Consider the following 17,813-nt stretch of genomic DNA (forward strand, 5'->3'; position numbering starts at 1 on the left):
GCACTTAAGCGACCTTTTTTACAACAAAAACAAATGTGAGTAACAATGTGAGTAAATATTAAAAATTAAAACAATTAATCACGAAATTACAAACATTTATTCGGGTACAGTGCAGATTACATCATGCCGCCCATACCACCCATGCCACCCATATCTGGTACAGCAGGTTTATCTTCTGGAATTTCAGTGATCATACATTCAGTAGTTAGCATTAGACCTGCAACAGAAGCAGCATGTTCAAGTGCAGAACGTGTTACTTTTGCAGGGTCAAGAATACCCATTTCTAACATATCACCATATTCTGAAGTCGCAGCGTTGTAACCGAAGTTACCTTCACCATTTTTCACTGCATTAACAACAACTGATGGTTCATCACCAGCGTTAGCAACGATTTGACGAAGTGGCGCTTCAATCGCACGGCGAAGGATGTTCACGCCAACGTTTTGATCGTCATTTACACCAACCACACCATCAAGTGCTTTAGCAGCACGTACAAGCGCTACACCACCACCCGCAACAACACCTTCTTCTACAGCAGCACGTGTAGCATGAAGCGCATCGTCAACACGATCTTTCTTCTCTTTCATTTCAACTTCAGTTGCTGCACCAATTTTGATAACAGCAACACCGCCTGCCAATTTAGCAACGCGTTCTTGAAGTTTTTCTTTATCATAATCAGAAGTTGATTCTTCGATTTGAGCACGAATTTGTTGAACACGCTCAGCGATTTGTGCTGCATTACCAGCACCATCAACAATCACTGTATTTTCTTTAGATACGGTAATTTTGTGTGCAGTACCCAAATCTTGAAGAGAAGCTTGCTCTAAAGACATACCGATTTCTTCAGAAATCACGGTTGCACCAGTCAAGATTGCGATATCTTGAAGCATTGCTTTACGGCGGTCACCAAAACCAGGTGCTTTCACTGCACATACTTTAATGATGCCGCGCATGTTGTTCACAACGAGAGTAGCAAGTGCTTCGCCTTCAACATCTTCAGCGATGATTAAAAGCGGTTTACCAGTTTTTGCAACAGCTTCTAAAACAGTAATCAATTCACGAATGTTGCTGATTTTCTTGTCAACAAGAAGAATGAATGGATTTTCTAATTCAGCAGTTAACGTATCTTGTTTGTTCGCGAAGTATGGAGAGATATAACCACGGTCAAACTGCATACCTTCAACAACGTCAAGTGCATCTTCGAAGCCTGAACCTTCTTCAACTGTGATCACGCCTTCTTTACCAACGCGTTCCATTGCTTGCGCAATCAATTTACCTACAGTTTCATCAGAGTTTGCAGAGATCGAACCAACTTGCTCAATCGCTTTGGTATCAGATGCAGGTTTTGCAGTTGCTTTAATTTCAGCAACCAATGCCTTAACTGCAAGGTCAATACCACGTTTCAAGTCCATTGGGTTCATACCCGCTGTCACTGACTTGATCCCTTCATTTAAAATAGCTTGTGCAAGTACGGTTGCAGTTGTTGTACCATCACCCGCGATGTCATTGGTTTTTGAAGAAACTTCACGAACCAATTGTGCACCCATGTTCTCAAATTTATCTTTAAGAGAAATTTCTTTAGCAACAGTTACACCATCTTTAGTGATGTGTGGTGCGCCAAAAGAACGATCAATCACAACGTTACGACCTTTAGGGCCTAAAGTCACTTTGACTGCGTCTGCAAGGACATTAACACCTGCAATCATTTTTGAACGAGCTGAATCACCAAATTTTACGTCTTTAGCTGACATTCTTATTTACTCCGAATCTTTTTACTTTGTACTTGATCTGATCTGAATGAGAGATCGACAATTAGCCTTCTAAAACCGCTAAAATGTCAGACTCTTTCATAATAAGTAACTCTTCACCAGCAACTTTTACAGTTGTACCCGCATAAGTACCAAATAATACTTTGTCACCAACTTTCACATCTAATGCACGAACGCCATGATCAGTAACTTGACCATTACCTACAGCAATCACTTCGCCTTGAGCTGGTTTTTCTGCTGCAGAACCTGGTAACAAGATACCACCTGCAGTTTTAGTTTCTTCTTCAACACGACGAATAACAACGCGATCATGTAATGGACGAATGTTGCTCATATAAAACTCCATCAGACTAAGTCTTTGTTTCAATCAAAAATGACGCTTATCGTAATTCCTTTGCGTCATTATCAATAAATGTTTGTGATGTCATTTTTTTGGGGATAGAAAATCAGGCTTCAAGGGGAAAATTTAAAAAAATTTCATTTTTTGCAGTTTTTTTAGGCTAAAACCCCAAATTAATGATACTCAACTTGGCTGTCGAATAAATTCTCGGCTTTGCACATCAAATACATAATGTTGTAGCCCACCCTGTGTCGTCACAACATTAAAGCTATTGGGTTGACCTTTACGTAAGCGATGTGACGTTGCTGTTCCCGCATGAATCTCAAAAACAGGATGATCCAACCCAAGTTGGTAAATCCGATTAAGATCATAATAAGCCGTTTGATGTAGATGCCCATGCAATAATCCAAACAATCCTTGTTGCCCCCAAATTTCCAAAGCCATGCGTCCAAGTACGGGACAATCTTTTACAGCATGTCCATCTTCAGGCGAGGTATAAAAAGGTTGATGAACCACCACAATTTTTAATTTATGAGCAGGTGCTGAACGTAATCTGGCATCTATCTCTTGAATTTGAGCCAATGAAATATGTCCTTTGGTATGATGGCGTCGTCGAATACTATTTACACCCAACAGGTAGAAATGCTCGGTTTCCAAAACACCCTCAAGCGCACCAAAAAATGCCTGATAACGAGCAAATGGACTAAACACCCGATTGAAAACATGATATAGCGGAATATCATGATTCCCTGGCACAACCAAATAAGGTAGATTTAAACGCTCTAAAAAATATTTACAACTCAAAAACTGAAGAAAACGAGCACGTTGAGTCAAATCCCCACTCACTGCAATCGCTTCAATCGGATGATCACGGCAGAACTGCTGAATCGCCATAAGACATTCAGGCTTTTCTGTACCAAAATGCAAATCAGAGAGATGGAGTAGCATCTTGAGGAACCATTACCGCCAAAGCATGGCGATTAACTGAAAAATGAAGTGGTGATTGCTCTTCAATCAATTCACCATCAAGTGCCACATGCAATTTTTTGCCTTTTCTTGCATAGACAGTGATTTGATCCGCAGCGAAGCTATAAATATCACTGGCTTTTTCAATATCACCTTTAAGGAGCTGAAATAGCAGTTTCATTAAGGTCAATTTATCACTCTTTGCAACAATGACCCCTGCAATTTTCCCAAACTGAACGACATGAGCAATTTTCAGATTCATTTCCTGTAGCTGTAAATGATTATTTCCAAAAAAAACCAATGGTGTTTTTACAGGATATTTTTCACCATCCACCACAACTTCCAACTTTAACTCACGATGTCGTCTAAGCAAAACATCTAAAGCTGAAGTGTAAGCATGTAAAGGAAAGCGTCCAAATAAGCGATTATAGTATTCTCTCTTTTCAATAAATAAGGGATACAGCCCTAAACTTGCATTATTCAAATAAATATGATTATTCAATTGTGCAACATGAATTTTTTTAACTTCTCCTCGTACAACCACACGTGCAGCTTCAAGCAAATCCAAAGGAATATTTAACACCCTAGCTACATAATTAAATGTACCTAAAGGCAATATTCCCATACAAATATTGGTATGCAGCAAATGACTGGCAACCGCATTTAGCGTTCCATCACCACCTGCTGCAACCACAACCCCCGCAGCATCTGCATTTTGGTGGCGTATCAGCACTTGTTGCATCAACTGATCAAGTGAAACTTGTGAATTCAGTTCAAATACCTGAATTTCAAAATCATATTCTGTAAATATCGTCATGATTTCTTCATAGACACGATCATTCTGAGTTGCATGAAAACCTGATTTTTGATTGTAAATAATAGAAAGCGGTTTAAGCATGATATCGTCATTAGGGCACTGATAACTTTAATCTTTATTGTGTAGATTCCATTTTTGATAAATAGTGTATTTGTGTAAAAAAACTACACAAACTTTTGCAATTTTTTCAGGCTTTTATCATCAATGCACAATCAATAAGTATTTAATTTAAATATACATTTGCAAAATAAATGATTTTATTTTCATAATTTATTTATTAAATAGTAGTATTTTTTAAACATAAATCATTAATTATTATTGAATTTTACACCATTCAACACACAAATATTCAGTAAGATCAGTTTTTAGGCATCTTAAAATCTGATGACTTTTATGGTTTAATACGCCCACTTTTTTGACACACTCGTGATCAAGGGTTGATCACACCTTTATGTGTGTTTTGTTTTTTTGTATCTCAAAGGCATCAACATGACCCAAGTGAATGCACCAGAATTCGTTCGTCACCCTAAGCTTATTGCATGGGTGGAAGAAATTGCTAAATTGACCAAACCAGCAAAAATCGAATGGTGTGACGGCAGCGAAGAAGAGTATCAACGTCTTATCGACTTGATGATTGCTAACGGCACCATGCAAAAGCTGAATGAAGAAAAACACCCTGGTTCTTATTTGGCGAATTCTGACCCTTCTGACGTTGCTCGTGTTGAAGATCGTACTTATATCTGCTCTGCACAAAAAGATGATGCTGGCGCAACCAACAACTGGGAAGACCCAGCGGTTATGCGCGAAAAATTAAATGGTTTGTTCGACGGTGCTATGCAAGGACGCACCATGTATGTGGTTCCTTTTTCAATGGGTCCACTAGGAAGCCACATCGCCCACATCGGTATCGAACTGACTGATTCTCCTTACGTTGCTGTGAGCATGAGCAAAATGGCGCGTATGGGTAAAGCAGTATATGACGTTTTAGGTACAGACGGCGAATACGTTCCATGTGTTCACACTGTTGGTGCACCGCTTGCTGAAGGTCAAAAAGACGTTGTTTGGCCATGTAACAAAGAAAAATATATCGTTCATTACCCAGAAACTCGTGAAATCTGGTCTTTCGGTTCTGGTTACGGCGGTAACGCATTGTTAGGTAAAAAATGTCTAGCATTACGTATTGCATCTGTAATGGGTCGTGAGCAAGGCTGGTTAGCTGAACACATGTTAATTTTGGGTATCACCAACCCAGAAGGCGAAAAACACTACGTTGCAGCAGCATTCCCTTCAGCTTGTGGTAAAACCAACTTTGCAATGTTGATTCCACCAGCAGGTTACGAAGGCTGGAAAATTGAAACTGTAGGTGATGACATTGCTTGGATCAAACCAGGTGAAGATGGTCGTCTATATGCGATCAACCCTGAAGCTGGTTTCTTCGGTGTTGCTCCTGGTACAAATACCAAGACCAATCCAAACTGTATGGCAACCATGCATAAAGACGTTATTTATACAAACGTTGCTGTCACTGAAGATGGTCAAGTTTGGTGGGAAGGTCTTTCTAAAGAAGTTCCAGAAAACCTGACTAACTGGAAAGGTCAGCCACACGTTGCAGGCGAAAAAGCAGCGCATCCAAATGCGCGTTTCACTGTAGCAGCAAGTCAATGTCCATCAATTGATGCTGACTGGGAAAACCCAGCAGGCGTGCCAATTTCAGCGTTCATCTTTGGTGGTCGTCGTGCTGACACTGTACCATTGATTTCTGAAGCATTTGACTGGGTTGATGGTGTTTATAAAGCTGCAACAATGGGTTCAGAAACCACTGCTGCTGCAGTGGGTCAGCAAGGTGTTGTACGTCGTGACCCATTTGCTATGCTACCTTTCACAGGTTATAACATGGCAGACTACTTCAGTCACTGGTTAGAACTAGGTGAAGATGTTGCAGCAAAAGCGCAAGCTGCAGGCAACAAATTACCAAAAATCTTCAATGTAAACTGGTTCCGTCGTGACGAAAATGGCAACTTCGTATGGCCTGGTTTTGGTCAAAATATGCGTGTGCTTGAGTGGATCATCAACCGTTGTGAAAACCGCGCAAATGCCGTTGAAACTCCAATCGGTTTCGTTCCAACTTACGATGATTTGAACTGGACAGGGACTGATTTCTCTAAAGCTGACTTTGATAAAGTTACTTCTCAAAGCCAAGCACAATGGATCAAAGAAATTGAAAGCCACACCGAGTTATTTAACAAACTGGGTCAGCGTTTACCACAAGCATTAAAAGCTCGTCAAGCAGAGTTACTTGCAGCCGTAAAAGCAACTGAAGCTGAAAACGTAAATGCTTAAATAATCCCATAAAAAAAGACCACGCCAATGTGGTCTTTTTTTTAACTCAAACAACAGTTTACTTTTTTATAAATATAGATATGAATAAATTATTTTATAGCTTAGCAATCATAACACTCCTAAATGCAAATATTACACATGCTGAAAACATTCTAATTCCAGCACAAACACTACCTATACCGCTCAATATGAGCAATCAACCACAACGACTGTGTTTAATTACAGGAACACCTTCAGGTAATTTACAATACAAAGTCATCAAAAAGATTAAGTTTGGTAAAGGTACTTATGGCAGTGTGACCGACCTATACCCCCGTTTACATCAAACTGCCGAAAAATATCATGCCGATGCCGTGATTCACTATCGAGCAAGCCAACGTTTTGGGTTTTGGCCTTGGCGCTTCGTCCGTCCTGTGATCTCTGGAACAGCAATCCAATGGCAATCACCATCCGCGAACAATTGTCGAATCGCAGGTGGTCAGGAACTTTAATTACAGATCTTGACTGTGATTGAGATAAAAAGCCCGTCGGATATATCCGACGGGCTTTTTTTCGATTTCATCTATTCGTTAATGATCATGATGTAAATATTCAGGCTCTTTAGGCAATTTTAAACTACATAAAAAACAGATAATTAACATCACAATCACATAAATAAAGAAGGTATATTCATGCCCTGCTTGTTTAAATTGCAAAGCAACCGCGGGTGCTGAACCTCCAAAAATTGCATTTGCAACTGCATAAGAAAAACCAACACCCAACGCGCGCACATGGGGTGGGAACATTTCAGCCTTAATCAAACCACTAATCGACGTATAAAAACTCAAGAGAAGCATGAGAAAAACAAGCAGCAAGGTGACGATCACAGGTGAACCACTAAAGGCATGCATAGCGATGACCATAACTGGATAAATACAGATCGCCAACGAAGCGCTAAAAATCAACATAGCTGCACGACGACCAATACGGTCTGCAATTGCACCAAAAACAGGTTGTGCCAGCATGTAGGCAAATAATGCGACCGTCATCATATAACCTACTGTTTTTACATCAATTCCAAGACCAGTCAAATAGGTTTTCGAATATACAGTTAACACATAAAATGACAATGAACCTGCCGAGGTGTAACCGACAACCAGCAAGAATGATTGCCAGTGATTTTTAAAAAGTGCCTTTAGTGTTCCTGATTCTTGGTTGTGACTATCTTCATGAGATAGCGTTTCTTCCAAACGACTTCGTGCCAGTAAAGATAAAATTGCGGTAATTCCACCAATCACAAAAGGAATACGCCATCCGCCATCTTGTAACTGCTGTTCAGACATAAAAAATAATAGAACCACACCAAGCAAACTTGCTAAAAGCTGACCACCAGACAATGTCACATATTGAAATGATGCATAAAATCCACGGTGTCCTTTTAAAGCAATTTCACTCATATAGGTTGCAACAGCACCATATTCCCCACCAACTGATAAACCTTGCAACAAACGCACTAAAAGCAATAAGAATGGTGCAACAATACCGACCTGCCCATAAGTGGGTAGCAGTGCAAATAAAAATGAACTCAGTGCCATCAAGCAAATTGAAATGACCATCGAGCGTTTTCGACCATGTTTATCGGCAATGCGTCCAAACAACCAACTTCCGATGGGTCGCATGAAGAAACTTGCAGCAAACACCCCCCAAACATAAATTTGTTTGGTTTCCGCCCCCATATCGGGTGAGGTTAATGCTTGCTGAAAATACACAGCAAATACAGCATAGATATAAAAATCAAACCACTCCACCAAGTTGCCTGAAGCCGCACCAACAATTCCAAAAATCCGTTTACGTTTTTCCTCTGCGGTATATTGTACGTCACTCATTCTCTAACACTCCCTCGTGTATATTTCTAAAGTTGGTTTTCGCTTTCAACATGATTTTTTGTTGTTATCTCGTCTATGATGAATGATTCAAACGAAATTAATCTTCCTTTTTAGTGATCCTAGCAACCTAAAATACAAATAGTTTATGTGAAAAATCCAATTTTATTTTGTATAAATATGTATGAAGTCAAGATGAATCGTAGCGCAATATTTATGTTTATCTAATGAGTATTACAGTGAGCTATGGCATACTGTGAAGAAATGACAAAAGGTCTAATCTCATGAAAATGACATTGAAATTATTGGGTCTGAGCACTTTTGCTCTTGGGCTAAGTGCCTGCCAAAACTTACCTCAAACTTACAATGGTAACTCAGGCTATCAAGTTGAAAGCAAAACTGAAAATAGCGCCATTATTAGTTACACACTTGCAATTCATGCCAATCAAGCAGCAAATCAAAATAAACTACAAAACACCTGCAAAAAAGTTTTAGGTGCAAACCAAAACTATAAAATTGATGTTCTCAGTAGCAATGAAATTGCAAATCCTGCAAACATGCCAATCAGCAATGGTGTACAAATCGGAAAAACGCATACCACTTTTGGTCTAAGCAATGCCAGCAATAGCAACGATGATGATTATGCAATGCGTAGTGCAATGCAAACTCGACCAAATACACTGACTGTTGTTCGCTTCCGTTGTTCGATCTAGTTTAAATCCAACAAGACGCTGTCAATTCAGCGTCTTGTAAAAACTGACATTGCGAAATTCTTTTGCTTCATCCAAATCAGGCCAAGTTGTTGCACTTCGCTCATCTATTTTTTGATATTGCGGGTGACTGAAATTTTTAACCCGACTATCCGCTACCCAAACCTCTGGGGCAAACTTTAAGAATTCATCCAAGAAAAAACGATTGCACTGGTCATACAGCACATCTGCTGCCAATAACACATCGACTGGTTCAGCACGATAGAGATCATCCAAATATTCAAGCTCAACCTGATTCAATGCTGCATTTTCTCGACAAGCGGCTAGGCTCACCGCATCTATATCGCAACAGATGACACGTTTAGCTCCTGCCAATTTTGCTGCAATTGCCACTACACCGGAACCCGCACCAAAATCCAAGACAACCTTGTCTTTGACGTGCTCAGGTTCTGCAAGTAGCCACTGTGCCATTGCCAGACCCGAAGCCCAACAGAAAATCCAGTAAGGCGTGTCATTCCAAATCCGTTGAATTACCTCATCGTCCAAACGCTCAGTCGGAAATACAGGCGGTATCAACCACAATGAAATCAGCGTATTGGGTAACTGCTGTGATTGCAAGTCACAATGAGGGATGACTTGATGTAAGGCTTGAAGTAAATGTTCAGGGGCTTTGGGAAATTGAAAGGTGCAGCTCATAAATAAGCTCAACAATTTATAATTACTATTTGATACGCGTTAGTGTCATCCGCAATTGTTCGAGGTAGGACTACATGAGACAGAAATGATTCTGCGACTTATCTAAAGCTAACCAGTAGCTGACGAGTTTTGCGGATGACAAATGGTTTTGGTTACTTTTCCCGAAAGAAAAGTAACCTACGAACTCCTAACATTTGCATTAAACGATAGGATGCTGTCGTGAATAAATTAACCTAAAGCTTTTTCAGCAGCTTCAACGGTTTGACGAATCAAAGTTGTAATCGTCATCGGGCCAACACCACCTGGAACAGGCGTGTAAGCAGAAGCAATGTCTTCAATACCTTGTAATTGGATATCGCCAACACCACCGCCATCACGTGGGTGGAAGCCAGCATCCACAACAACCGCGCCTTGCTTGATCCAGTCTTTTTGAATCAATTCAGCTTTACCTACAGCACCCACCACGATGTCGGCTTGTTTAACCAAGTCAGCCAAGTTTTGAGTACGTGAATGGCAAATCGTGACTGTTGCATTGGCCTGAAGTAGCATCATCGCCATTGGTTTACCCAAAATTGCAGAACGACCAACAACAACTGCGTGTTTACCCGCGATTTCAATGTTGTTCTCTTGCAAGATGGTCATGATACCCGCTGGTGTTGCTGAACCATAAGCAGCTTCACCCATCGCCATACGACCAAAACCAAGACAAGTTACACCATCAACGTCTTTTGCAAGGCTAATGGCATCAAAACATGCACGTTCATCAATTTGCGCAGGCACTGGGTGCTGCAACAAAATACCGTGAACATCAGGATTTGCATTTAATTTTTCAATTTCAGCCAACAACTGTTCCGTTGTGGTTTCTTGTGGCAATTCAATTTTCAATGAATCCATGCCCACACGACGGCATGCATTGCCTTTCATGCGTACATAAGTTGCCGATGCACCATCATCCCCAACTAAAATTGTTGCCAAAATCGGAGTACGGCCCGATTTTTGTTTCAACACTTCAACACGTGCAAATAAATCTGCTTCAATTTGCTTTGCTAACGCTTTTCCATCTAATACCAATGCCACAATACGTCTCCACAGGCTGATATCAATCAATTTCGCAAATAATACATGATTATTTGCCCAATTTTATTTTAGATGTTGATTTTATGTGCATATCCACTGAATTACCTATTGTTTTTTTTTCAAAGGTTGCTAATATGTGCATCACCAAGACAAGGCGGGGTGGCAGAGTGGTCATGCAGCGGACTGCAACTCCGTGGACGCCGGTTCGATTCCGACCTCCGCCTCCAATCTTGGTCAAGCCCGGGTGGTGAAATAGGTAGACACAGGGGATTTAAAATCCCCCGCCCACAAAGCGTGCCGGTTCGAGTCCGGCCCCGGGCACCATTTTAAGACTGTTAAAATGGTGCCAATAAAGAATCCAGCGCAAGCTGGTTTTTTTATGCCTGAAATTTCATTTATAGTGTTTCAAATATTAAAAAAGCGACTTAAAGCCGCTCTGTAAATAAAATGCCATTCAGATGATCTATTTCATGCTGCACAATCCGTGCAGGAAAACCTTCATAAGATTGTTCAATCTGCTCACCTTGTACAGTGAAATAACGTACCTTAACCGCATAAGCACGCTCTACCTGCCCTCGTTGCTCAGGTACACTCAAACAACCTTCTTCACCGAAACAGGTTTCAGTTGAATATTCAATAATTTCAGGGTTAATCATGGTCACGGCTGACATTTCAGGTGCATCTGGATAACGCAGATTTGGACGAGAAGCCACAATAATCACTCGTTTCGAGACATAAACCTGTGGCGCAGCAATTCCAACGCCATTACGCTCTAGCATAGTCGCTTGCAGTGCGAGAGCTAGCTGCTCAAGCCATGCCGAATTAAACTCATTTTGTGCAACAGATGCCGCTTTGAGTGTGAGGATATCCTCACCACGTTGGGCAACAGGTAAGACTACAGACACCTTTTCTTCCTCAAAATTTATTTTCATTTCAGATCATTCAGCTTAACATAAGCAAAAATCAATACAGCAGATTGACATATGAATGCAACACAGCTTTTTCTTGGGGTCATTTTTAGCTCAATCGGCTTAGGTTATTTTATTTATGGCAAGAAGCAGCAGCGTACTGTACCACTGGTCTGTGGCATTGGCTTAATGGTGTATTCTTATTTCTTTGATAGCAACCTCGCCATTGTTGGTATCGGTTGCATTTTAAGTATTATTCCCTACTTCCTTAGAGCCTAGATAAACAGTTCACCAATCATATAAAGTTTGGCATAACCCGAAACTTCAATACGTTCATCATTTAAAATACGGCAGAACAACTCGCCACCACGCACTGATGCCTGATACGCTACCAATTCAGTTTTACCGAGTTTTTCAGCCCATAACGGTACAATTGCGGTATGAATAGAACCTGTCACAGGATCTTCATTAACCCCGATATCTGGCGCAAAATAACGTGAAATACAGTCATAAGCATATTCGCCTGCATAATTTGCTGTCACAGCAACATCTAAACTGGGTGCTTCCATCGCAGCGCGCATATCACCTAAAGCTTTCAGCTTTAAAAAATCAACCTCTAAGTCCAGTACATCTTGTGCAGAATCAAGTTCAACCACATAAGCCTGTGCATTGACATACACCGCCTGAATCGGTTTGTTCAGAGCTTCATTTAAAAGTTCTGGATATTCTTCTAGATACTCAGGTTTACGAATTGGAAAATTCATATTGATTTTTCCATCTGCTGCCTGAGACACATAAAATGTTCCCAATTCTTTGACTTCAAACTCAATTTCTGTTGCCTGTGTATATTCACGAAATAATACAAAGGCACTTGCCAAAGTGGCATGTCCACAAAATGCCACCTCAGCCGCAGGTGTAAACCAACGAATTTCATAATGTTTATCATCAATTCGTTTTACAAATGCGGTTTCAGAAAGGTTATTTTCCAGCGCAATATTTTGCATGAGTTCATCTGACAACCATTCATTTTGCACAATGACCGCCGCAGGATTACCTTGAAATAATTGTTGGCTAAAGGCATCCACTTGATAAATTTTCATTGTTTTACATTCTCTATATAGACTTAATCTGTTGATGAATCACACAATCTTTTATTGTGATTGAATACATTTCTTTTTAACCTAATCTTAGATGATTGTCACTTTATGAATTTTTCAAATCTCCACTTTAAAAATGTGCCTCTCGAGAAAGCCTACCGTTTGTTGACACATGGTGCGACAATATTAGTTTCTTCACAACACGAACAACAATGTGATGTCATGGCAGCAGCATGGGCTTGTGCACTGGAGTTTAAACCTGCCAAAGTCACCGTAGTTCTCGATAAAAGCACCATGACCCGCAAAATCATTGAGCAATCGAGTTATTTTGTTTTACAGATTCCAACCTATAAACAAATTGATATGGTCTATCAGCTTGGTACAACCAGCTTGCATGACACACCCAACAAACTGGAATTAAGTGGTGTAGAATTATTTTATCTAGATGACGCTACACAACCCCTCGTTGCTGGCTGTTCTGCATGGCTCGTTTGTAAACTAATTTCTGAACCCCACAATCAACAAGCACATGATTTATTTATTGGAGAAGTCATAAGTGCGTGGGCAGATGAGCGTATTTTTCGTGATGGACACTGGCACTTTGAAGATGCCGATCCTGAATGGCGCAGTTTACATCATGTCGCAGGTGGAAATTTTTATCTGATTGGTGAACCTGTCAACGTGGCTGATCGGCTCAATTCACCTTAAAATGAGAAAACCTCGCAAAGTGCGAGGTAACTTCAAGCATTGAGTGATCAATCTGAATTGCATTCGTATAAATGCAGAATGAAGCGCTAAGCACCTGACTTTAAATCACTCTCGGTCAGACAATTTAACCAATTTAAAAAATAATTGCCGTGAAGCAATACTTTCACGCCTTCTTATCGCATAATAGGCGCATCAAATTAATTCCTTTTTGAGATTTATACAAGAAATTATCGATTTCTTGCCTTCATCAATCTCAATGTTTCCTGTGGTTACCTGAAAGAAGAAGTCATTTTTTATGAAAATCGTCATTCTCAATAAACCTTATGACGTCCTCTCCCAGTTTCGCAAAGACGAAGCACACATGACGGTGTCTGACTTTGTCGATGATCCAACTTTACGTATAGCGGGTCGTCTCGATATGGACTCTGAAGGATTGGTTTTTTTAACCGATCACGGTGGTCTAAATCAGTTCATTACCAACCCTGCAAACAAAAAATACAAAACTTATTTAGTTCAAGTTGATGGTGATATTTCTGAAGAAGCTTTGGAAAAATTACGCCAAGGTATTGAACTCAATGACGGTATGACACTTCCTGCTAAAGCTGAAAAAGTGGCTGAACCTGACTGGCTATGGGAACGTACTCCACCTGTACGTTACCGAGCAAATATTCCGACATCTTGGGTTGAAATCTCAATTTGTGAAGGTCGTAACCGTCAAGTCCGTCGCATGACTTCTGCTGTTGGTTTTCCGACTTTACGTTTGATTCGTACCAAAATTGGTTCTATTGACTTGGTACAACTTGGTTTACTTCCTGGTGAAACCAAAGAAATTGAGCCGCTGCTTTACTCTGACTTTAAAGATGTTCCTGCTGAACAGCCTTATCGTTCACGCTCTTATGTGAAAAAACCCGGGGGTACAGGTGGCAAACCAATGGTTCGCAAGAACAAAGATGGTTCACCGAAAAAGTCAGGTACAAAACGTATTTGGCAAATGGATGAAAGCGAAAAACCACGTCGTAAAACCAATGGAACAACCCGCCCAAATACCAAAGCGCCACGCGGTCGTAACCGTAATGGTCGTTAAGATTTGATATAAAAATAAAGCTCACGACAGTGGGCTTTTTTTATTTCTTAGATTCAAACACTTTCAATCAACAGATAATTTCCCATCATCCAAGCAGATCTAAAAAATAGGATCAACTCTCAGTTAGGCAATCATTGAAAATCTTAACTCATTCAAAGAGTTTACCCCAATTTGTAGATAAAAATTGATCATCTTTCTCTTCAATCAGTCCCGAAGAGCTAATTCGCATATTTTCAGCTGTTACCACCAACTCAAGCGTAGATGAATTAAATTCAAAAATGAATTGATACTGACCATTACCCAAGTCATTAACATCATAATCAACGATATAAAATTGCCCACAATTTAAATCATGAGTAATACTTAATTTATCAATTGATGCATTTTCAAATATTACTAATGCTTTCTCTAGAGAATACTGCTCCAATTCAAAATTATAGTCTGAAAAAATATGAACATATAAAATGACATTAAATTTCCATAGCTCTGCATCCCAGTCCAAAAGGAATCCATATAACCTAGAATCATGCAATACACCTAAAAATTCATCAAACTTATTTGTCACCCTAAGATCCCTCCTATAATTTTATTTAAAATAATCCTAGATTTTAATATTAACCTGTATAGAACAAAAAAAAGCCGACGCATTCGCATCGGCTTTTTCACATTATCGACTGATCAGCCGATTTTGTTAAAACTTAAACTGCTGCAAGTGCTGCATTTAAAGTTGCACTTGGGCGCATTACAGCATTTACTTTCGCAGGATCAATCGCATAGTAACCACCGATGTCCGCAGCTTGACCTTGAACAGCAGCAAGCTCTGCAACGATTTTGTCTTCGTTTTCATCAAGCGCTTTAGCAAGAGGAGCAAACTTCGCTTTTAACTCAGCATCTTCATCCTGAGCAGCCAAAGCTTCAGCCCAGTATTTTGCTAAGTAGTAGTGGCTACCACGGTTGTCAATTTCACCAGTACGGCGTGATGGAGACTTACCGTTGTCAAGCAATAAGCCTGTTGCTTGGTCTAGCGTTTTAGCAAGAAGTTTCGCCTTAGCGTTATCTTCTTTAATGCCAAGCTCTTCCAAAGAAACTGCAAGTGCCAAGAACTCACCTAGAGAATCCCAACGTAAGTGGTTTTCTTCCACAAGCTGTTGTACATGTTTAGGCGCAGAACCACCAGCACCAGTTTCGTACATACCGCCACCTGCCATTAACGGCACGATAGAAAGCATTTTCGCAGAAGTACCAAGCTCCATAATTGGGAACAAGTCAGTGAGGTAATCACGTAAAATGTTACCTGTTACAGAAATGGTATCTAAACCACGAGCAACACGTTCAAGCGTATAACGCATTGCACGTACTTGTGACATGATTTGAATATCTAGACCTGCAGTATCATGATCTTTCAAGTATTTTTGTACTTTTTTGATCAATTCATTTTCATGTGGACGGTACGGGTCAAGCCAGAAGATTGCAGGCATACCTGAGTTACGTGCACGAGTTACAGCAAGTTTTACCCAGTCACGGATTGGAGCATCTTTCACCTGACACATACGCCAAATGTCGCCTGCCTCAACGTTTTGAGTCATCAATACTTCACCTGTTTCAAGGTCAGTAATGTTGGCAATACCCGCTTCTGAAATTTCAAAAGTCTTGTCGTGTGAACCGTATTCTTCAGCTTTTTGCGCCATCAAACCAACGTTTGGCACTGTACCCATAGTTTTCGGGTCAAAGTTACCATTCCATTTGCAGAAATTGATCATTTCTTGGTAGATACGCGCAAATGTTGATTCTGGCATCACTGCTTTACAGTCGTACTGCTTACCGTCAGCACCCCACATTTTACCGCCACTACGAATCATGGCTGGCATAGATGCGTCAACAATAATGTCATTTGGTGAATGGAAGTTAGTAATACCTTTTGCAGAATCTACCATTGCCAATGCAGGACGGTGTTCTTGGCACGCATGTAAATCTTCGATGATTTCTTCACGTAAAGACGTTGGTAAAGTCTGAATCTTTTCATAAAGACCCGCCATACCATTGTTTACGTTAATACCTAATTCATCAAATAATTTGGCATGTTTCTCAAATGCATCTTTATAATAAATTTTCACACAGTGACCAAATACGATTGGGTGTGAAACTTTCATCATGGTTGCTTTCACGTGTAGTGAGAACAAAATACCTGCTTCACGACAGTCTTCGAGTTGTTTCTCGTAGAAGTCACACAGTGCTTTTTTACTCATAAACATTGAGTCGATGATCTCACCATCTTGAAGCGCAACTTTTGGCTTAAGAACGATGGTTTCACCAGAATCAGTGATGAGTTCCATTTTCACGTTACGTGCGCGGTCAAGCGTCATCGATTTCTCACCATGATAGAAGTCACCTTCTTCCATATGAGAAACGTGAGTTTGCGACCACTGTTTCCATTCGCTCATTGAATGCGGATGTTTTTTAGCGTAATTTTTCACCGCAGCAGGCGCACGGCGGTCAGAGTTACCTTCACGTAAAACTGGGTTTACCGCAGAACCAAGGCACTTGCCATAACGTGCTTTAATGGCTTTTTCATCTTCAGTTGTTGGGTTTTCAGGATAGTTTGGGATTGGAAAACCCTTAGACTGAAGTTCCTTAATACACGCCATTAACTGTGCAACTGAAGCACTGATATTTGGAAGTTTGATGATGTTTGTGTCTGGATCTTGTGTAAGACGACCTAACTCTGCAAGATTGTTCGGTACTTTTTGCTCATCACTAAGATAATCTGCGAATTCTGCGAGCACACGAGCTGCAACGGAGATGTCAGTTTTCGTGATTCCGATGCCAGCTGGCTGAGTAAAGGTTTCAATGATCGGCAGTAGCGAATAAGTCGCCAACAATGGCGCCTCGTCAGTCAGTGTATAAATGATGTTTGACTTTCCACCAGCCATATATAGCCCCTTGTGTTAAATTGATTTTTTCTAGAACCGAGCTTTTGACCCAGTTCTACTTACTGATTTGCTTAAATAAAAACCTTGAGAGTATCGACCCTCATCGCATTCCAGTCAACGATATATCTCGTGATAACGACATTTCGCTGAAAAATACCCCATTTCTATACGACATTCCTGCATGTTTTTTCCGCAAGATTGTTTAGAAATTCAGGCTGATAAGCGATATAACTATCAGATTTTTCACATATCTATGCATATTATTACGCAATTTCTGATTTTATTCATGTATAAATTGATTCGCTGTAGTGCATTTGTTTGACTATTTTGCAAACCTTTAACCCTGCAATATTTTTTAATTTAATATTACTTTGGTCTTTTATACACTCTAATTTTAGTCAACCAAAGCCTAAAACAGCGATGTTTCATGTCAGCCTAAGCCCTCAACATGACAGTGTTATGAATCTCCAATTTTCATATATCTGAAATGACAGTTACATTTTTATATC

At 40.2% G+C, this 17,813-nt stretch carries 17 protein-coding genes and 2 tRNA genes; 8 read left to right on the forward strand and 11 right to left on the reverse strand.

Annotation, left to right across the window (positions count from 1 at the left end; genetic code table 11):
• Nucleotides 1-116: 116 nt before the first annotated feature.
• The 4 genes from groL to LVY74_RS05010 form a co-directional block, all read right to left on the reverse strand.
• Nucleotides 117-1,751 (reverse strand): chaperonin GroEL, encoded by a 1,635-nt coding sequence (groL, locus tag LVY74_RS04995; RefSeq protein ID WP_237814113.1) that lies wholly within the window; start codon nt 1,749-1,751, stop codon nt 117-119.
• Nucleotides 1,752-1,812: 61 nt separating this feature from the next.
• Nucleotides 1,813-2,103 carry a co-chaperone GroES gene (locus tag LVY74_RS05000; protein ID WP_237814114.1) on the reverse strand — a complete coding sequence of 97 codons (291 nt, stop codon included), beginning with the start codon at nt 2,101-2,103 and terminating at the stop codon, nt 1,813-1,815.
• 189 nt (nt 2,104-2,292) lie between these two features.
• Nucleotides 2,293-3,057, reverse strand: coding sequence for a metallophosphoesterase family protein (locus LVY74_RS05005; RefSeq protein ID WP_237814115.1), 765 nt, complete (start codon nt 3,055-3,057; stop codon nt 2,293-2,295).
• Entirely contained in the window at nt 3,038-3,973 is a 936-nt protein-coding gene (locus tag LVY74_RS05010) for a diacylglycerol/lipid kinase family protein (RefSeq protein ID WP_237814116.1), read from the reverse strand. Before LVY74_RS05010 ends, LVY74_RS05005 begins: the two co-directional genes overlap by 20 nt.
• A gap of 408 nt (nt 3,974-4,381) precedes the next feature.
• Here LVY74_RS05010 and LVY74_RS05015 point away from each other — a divergent pair, with 408 nt between their 5' ends.
• Both LVY74_RS05015 and LVY74_RS05020 read left to right on the forward strand, forming a co-directional pair.
• Nucleotides 4,382-6,232: a phosphoenolpyruvate carboxykinase (GTP) gene (locus tag LVY74_RS05015; RefSeq protein WP_237814117.1), complete on the forward strand. Its 1,851-nt coding sequence runs from the start codon at nt 4,382-4,384 to the stop codon at nt 6,230-6,232.
• A gap of 188 nt (nt 6,233-6,420) precedes the next feature.
• Nucleotides 6,421-6,723: a hypothetical protein gene (locus LVY74_RS05020; protein WP_442862776.1), complete on the forward strand. Its 303-nt coding sequence runs from the start codon at nt 6,421-6,423 to the stop codon at nt 6,721-6,723.
• Nucleotides 6,724-6,801: 78 nt separating this feature from the next.
• Here the strand turns inward: LVY74_RS05020 and LVY74_RS05025 are convergent, their stop codons facing one another.
• The gene (locus LVY74_RS05025; protein WP_237814119.1) at nt 6,802-8,097 is read right to left on the reverse strand and encodes an MFS transporter; all 1,296 of its coding nucleotides are present in this window, start codon (nt 8,095-8,097) and stop codon (nt 6,802-6,804) included.
• Nucleotides 8,098-8,378: 281 nt separating this feature from the next.
• Here LVY74_RS05025 and LVY74_RS05030 point away from each other — a divergent pair, with 281 nt between their 5' ends.
• Nucleotides 8,379-8,807 (forward strand): hypothetical protein, encoded by a 429-nt coding sequence (locus LVY74_RS05030; RefSeq protein ID WP_237814120.1) that lies wholly within the window; start codon nt 8,379-8,381, stop codon nt 8,805-8,807.
• A 21-nt stretch (nt 8,808-8,828) separates the two neighbouring features.
• On the opposite strand, the gene LVY74_RS05035 is transcribed toward LVY74_RS05030, so the two are convergent.
• Together LVY74_RS05035 and folD are read right to left on the reverse strand one after the other, a co-directional pair.
• Nucleotides 8,829-9,500, reverse strand: a complete 672-nt coding sequence (locus tag LVY74_RS05035; RefSeq protein ID WP_237814121.1) for a class I SAM-dependent methyltransferase — start codon at nt 9,498-9,500, stop codon at nt 8,829-8,831.
• 228 nt (nt 9,501-9,728) lie between these two features.
• On the reverse strand, nt 9,729-10,577 hold the full coding sequence (gene folD, locus LVY74_RS05040) for a bifunctional methylenetetrahydrofolate dehydrogenase/methenyltetrahydrofolate cyclohydrolase FolD (RefSeq protein ID WP_237814122.1): 849 nt from the start codon (nt 10,575-10,577) through the stop codon (nt 9,729-9,731).
• Between the two features lie 153 nt (nt 10,578-10,730).
• On the opposite strand from folD, the gene LVY74_RS05045 reads away from it, so the two are divergent.
• Together LVY74_RS05045 and LVY74_RS05050 are read left to right on the forward strand one after the other, a co-directional pair.
• Nucleotides 10,731-10,804: transfer RNA gene (locus tag LVY74_RS05045), tRNA-Cys, on the forward strand.
• Nucleotides 10,805-10,815: 11 nt separating this feature from the next.
• Nucleotides 10,816-10,901: transfer RNA gene (locus tag LVY74_RS05050), tRNA-Leu, on the forward strand.
• Between the two features lie 101 nt (nt 10,902-11,002).
• Here the strand turns inward: LVY74_RS05050 and def are convergent.
• On the reverse strand, nt 11,003-11,482 hold the full coding sequence (gene def / locus LVY74_RS05055) for a peptide deformylase (RefSeq protein ID WP_237814123.1): 480 nt from the start codon (nt 11,480-11,482) through the stop codon (nt 11,003-11,005).
• A 78-nt stretch (nt 11,483-11,560) separates the two neighbouring features.
• Between def and LVY74_RS05060 the strand changes: the two genes are divergently transcribed.
• Nucleotides 11,561-11,764: an amino acid transport protein gene (locus tag LVY74_RS05060; protein ID WP_111892749.1), complete on the forward strand. Its 204-nt coding sequence runs from the start codon at nt 11,561-11,563 to the stop codon at nt 11,762-11,764.
• Here the strand turns inward: LVY74_RS05060 and LVY74_RS05065 are convergent.
• The gene (locus tag LVY74_RS05065; protein ID WP_237814124.1) at nt 11,761-12,585 is read right to left on the reverse strand and encodes a PhzF family phenazine biosynthesis protein; all 825 of its coding nucleotides are present in this window, start codon (nt 12,583-12,585) and stop codon (nt 11,761-11,763) included. The genes LVY74_RS05060 and LVY74_RS05065 overlap by 4 nt on opposite strands.
• Nucleotides 12,586-12,690: 105 nt before the next feature.
• Between LVY74_RS05065 and LVY74_RS05070 the strand changes: the two genes are divergently transcribed.
• Complete coding sequence (locus tag LVY74_RS05070; protein ID WP_237814125.1) at nt 12,691-13,290, forward strand: flavin reductase family protein; 600 nt, start codon at nt 12,691-12,693, stop codon at nt 13,288-13,290.
• Between the two features lie 295 nt (nt 13,291-13,585).
• Complete coding sequence (locus LVY74_RS05075; protein ID WP_151709857.1) at nt 13,586-14,374, forward strand: rRNA large subunit pseudouridine synthase E; 789 nt, start codon at nt 13,586-13,588, stop codon at nt 14,372-14,374.
• Nucleotides 14,375-14,522: 148 nt separating this feature from the next.
• On the opposite strand, the gene LVY74_RS05080 is transcribed toward LVY74_RS05075, so the two are convergent.
• Together LVY74_RS05080 and LVY74_RS05085 are read right to left on the reverse strand one after the other, a co-directional pair.
• Complete coding sequence (locus tag LVY74_RS05080; RefSeq protein WP_237814126.1) at nt 14,523-14,939, reverse strand: hypothetical protein; 417 nt, start codon at nt 14,937-14,939, stop codon at nt 14,523-14,525.
• A 133-nt stretch (nt 14,940-15,072) separates the two neighbouring features.
• Nucleotides 15,073-17,304, reverse strand: a complete 2,232-nt coding sequence (locus tag LVY74_RS05085) for an NADP-dependent isocitrate dehydrogenase (RefSeq protein WP_237814127.1) — start codon at nt 17,302-17,304, stop codon at nt 15,073-15,075.
• Nucleotides 17,305-17,813: the final 509 nt, after the last annotated feature.

Source organism: Acinetobacter sp. ME22 (assembly GCF_022012315.1).
Classification (GTDB): domain Bacteria; phylum Pseudomonadota; class Gammaproteobacteria; order Pseudomonadales; family Moraxellaceae; genus Acinetobacter; species Acinetobacter brisouii_A.

Excerpts from the sequence above, each read along its gene's own strand:
- LVY74_RS05025 (WP_237814119.1), bottom strand. The coding sequence starts at position 8,097 with ATGAGTGACGTACAATATACCGCAGAGGAAAAACGTAAACGGATTTTT.
- LVY74_RS05010 (WP_237814116.1), bottom strand. The coding sequence starts at position 3,973 with ATGCTTAAACCGCTTTCTATTATTTACAATCAAAAATCAGGTTTTCAT.
- LVY74_RS05065 (WP_237814124.1), bottom strand. The coding sequence starts at position 12,585 with ATGAAAATTTATCAAGTGGATGCCTTTAGCCAACAATTATTTCAAGGT.
- LVY74_RS05085 (WP_237814127.1), bottom strand. The coding sequence starts at position 17,304 with ATGGCTGGTGGAAAGTCAAACATCATTTATACACTGACTGACGAGGCG.
- LVY74_RS05030 (WP_237814120.1), top strand. The coding sequence starts at position 8,379 with ATGAAAATGACATTGAAATTATTGGGTCTGAGCACTTTTGCTCTTGGG.
- LVY74_RS05005 (WP_237814115.1), bottom strand. The coding sequence starts at position 3,057 with ATGCTACTCCATCTCTCTGATTTGCATTTTGGTACAGAAAAGCCTGAA.
- LVY74_RS05070 (WP_237814125.1), top strand. The coding sequence starts at position 12,691 with ATGAATTTTTCAAATCTCCACTTTAAAAATGTGCCTCTCGAGAAAGCC.
- LVY74_RS05035 (WP_237814121.1), bottom strand. The coding sequence starts at position 9,500 with ATGAGCTGCACCTTTCAATTTCCCAAAGCCCCTGAACATTTACTTCAA.
- LVY74_RS05075 (WP_151709857.1), top strand. The coding sequence starts at position 13,586 with ATGAAAATCGTCATTCTCAATAAACCTTATGACGTCCTCTCCCAGTTT.
- LVY74_RS05020 (WP_442862776.1), top strand. The coding sequence starts at position 6,421 with ATGAGCAATCAACCACAACGACTGTGTTTAATTACAGGAACACCTTCA.
- LVY74_RS05015 (WP_237814117.1), top strand. The coding sequence starts at position 4,382 with ATGACCCAAGTGAATGCACCAGAATTCGTTCGTCACCCTAAGCTTATT.
- LVY74_RS05000 (WP_237814114.1), bottom strand. The coding sequence starts at position 2,103 with ATGAGCAACATTCGTCCATTACATGATCGCGTTGTTATTCGTCGTGTT.
- groL (WP_237814113.1), bottom strand. The coding sequence starts at position 1,751 with ATGTCAGCTAAAGACGTAAAATTTGGTGATTCAGCTCGTTCAAAAATG.
- LVY74_RS05060 (WP_111892749.1), top strand. The coding sequence starts at position 11,561 with ATGAATGCAACACAGCTTTTTCTTGGGGTCATTTTTAGCTCAATCGGC.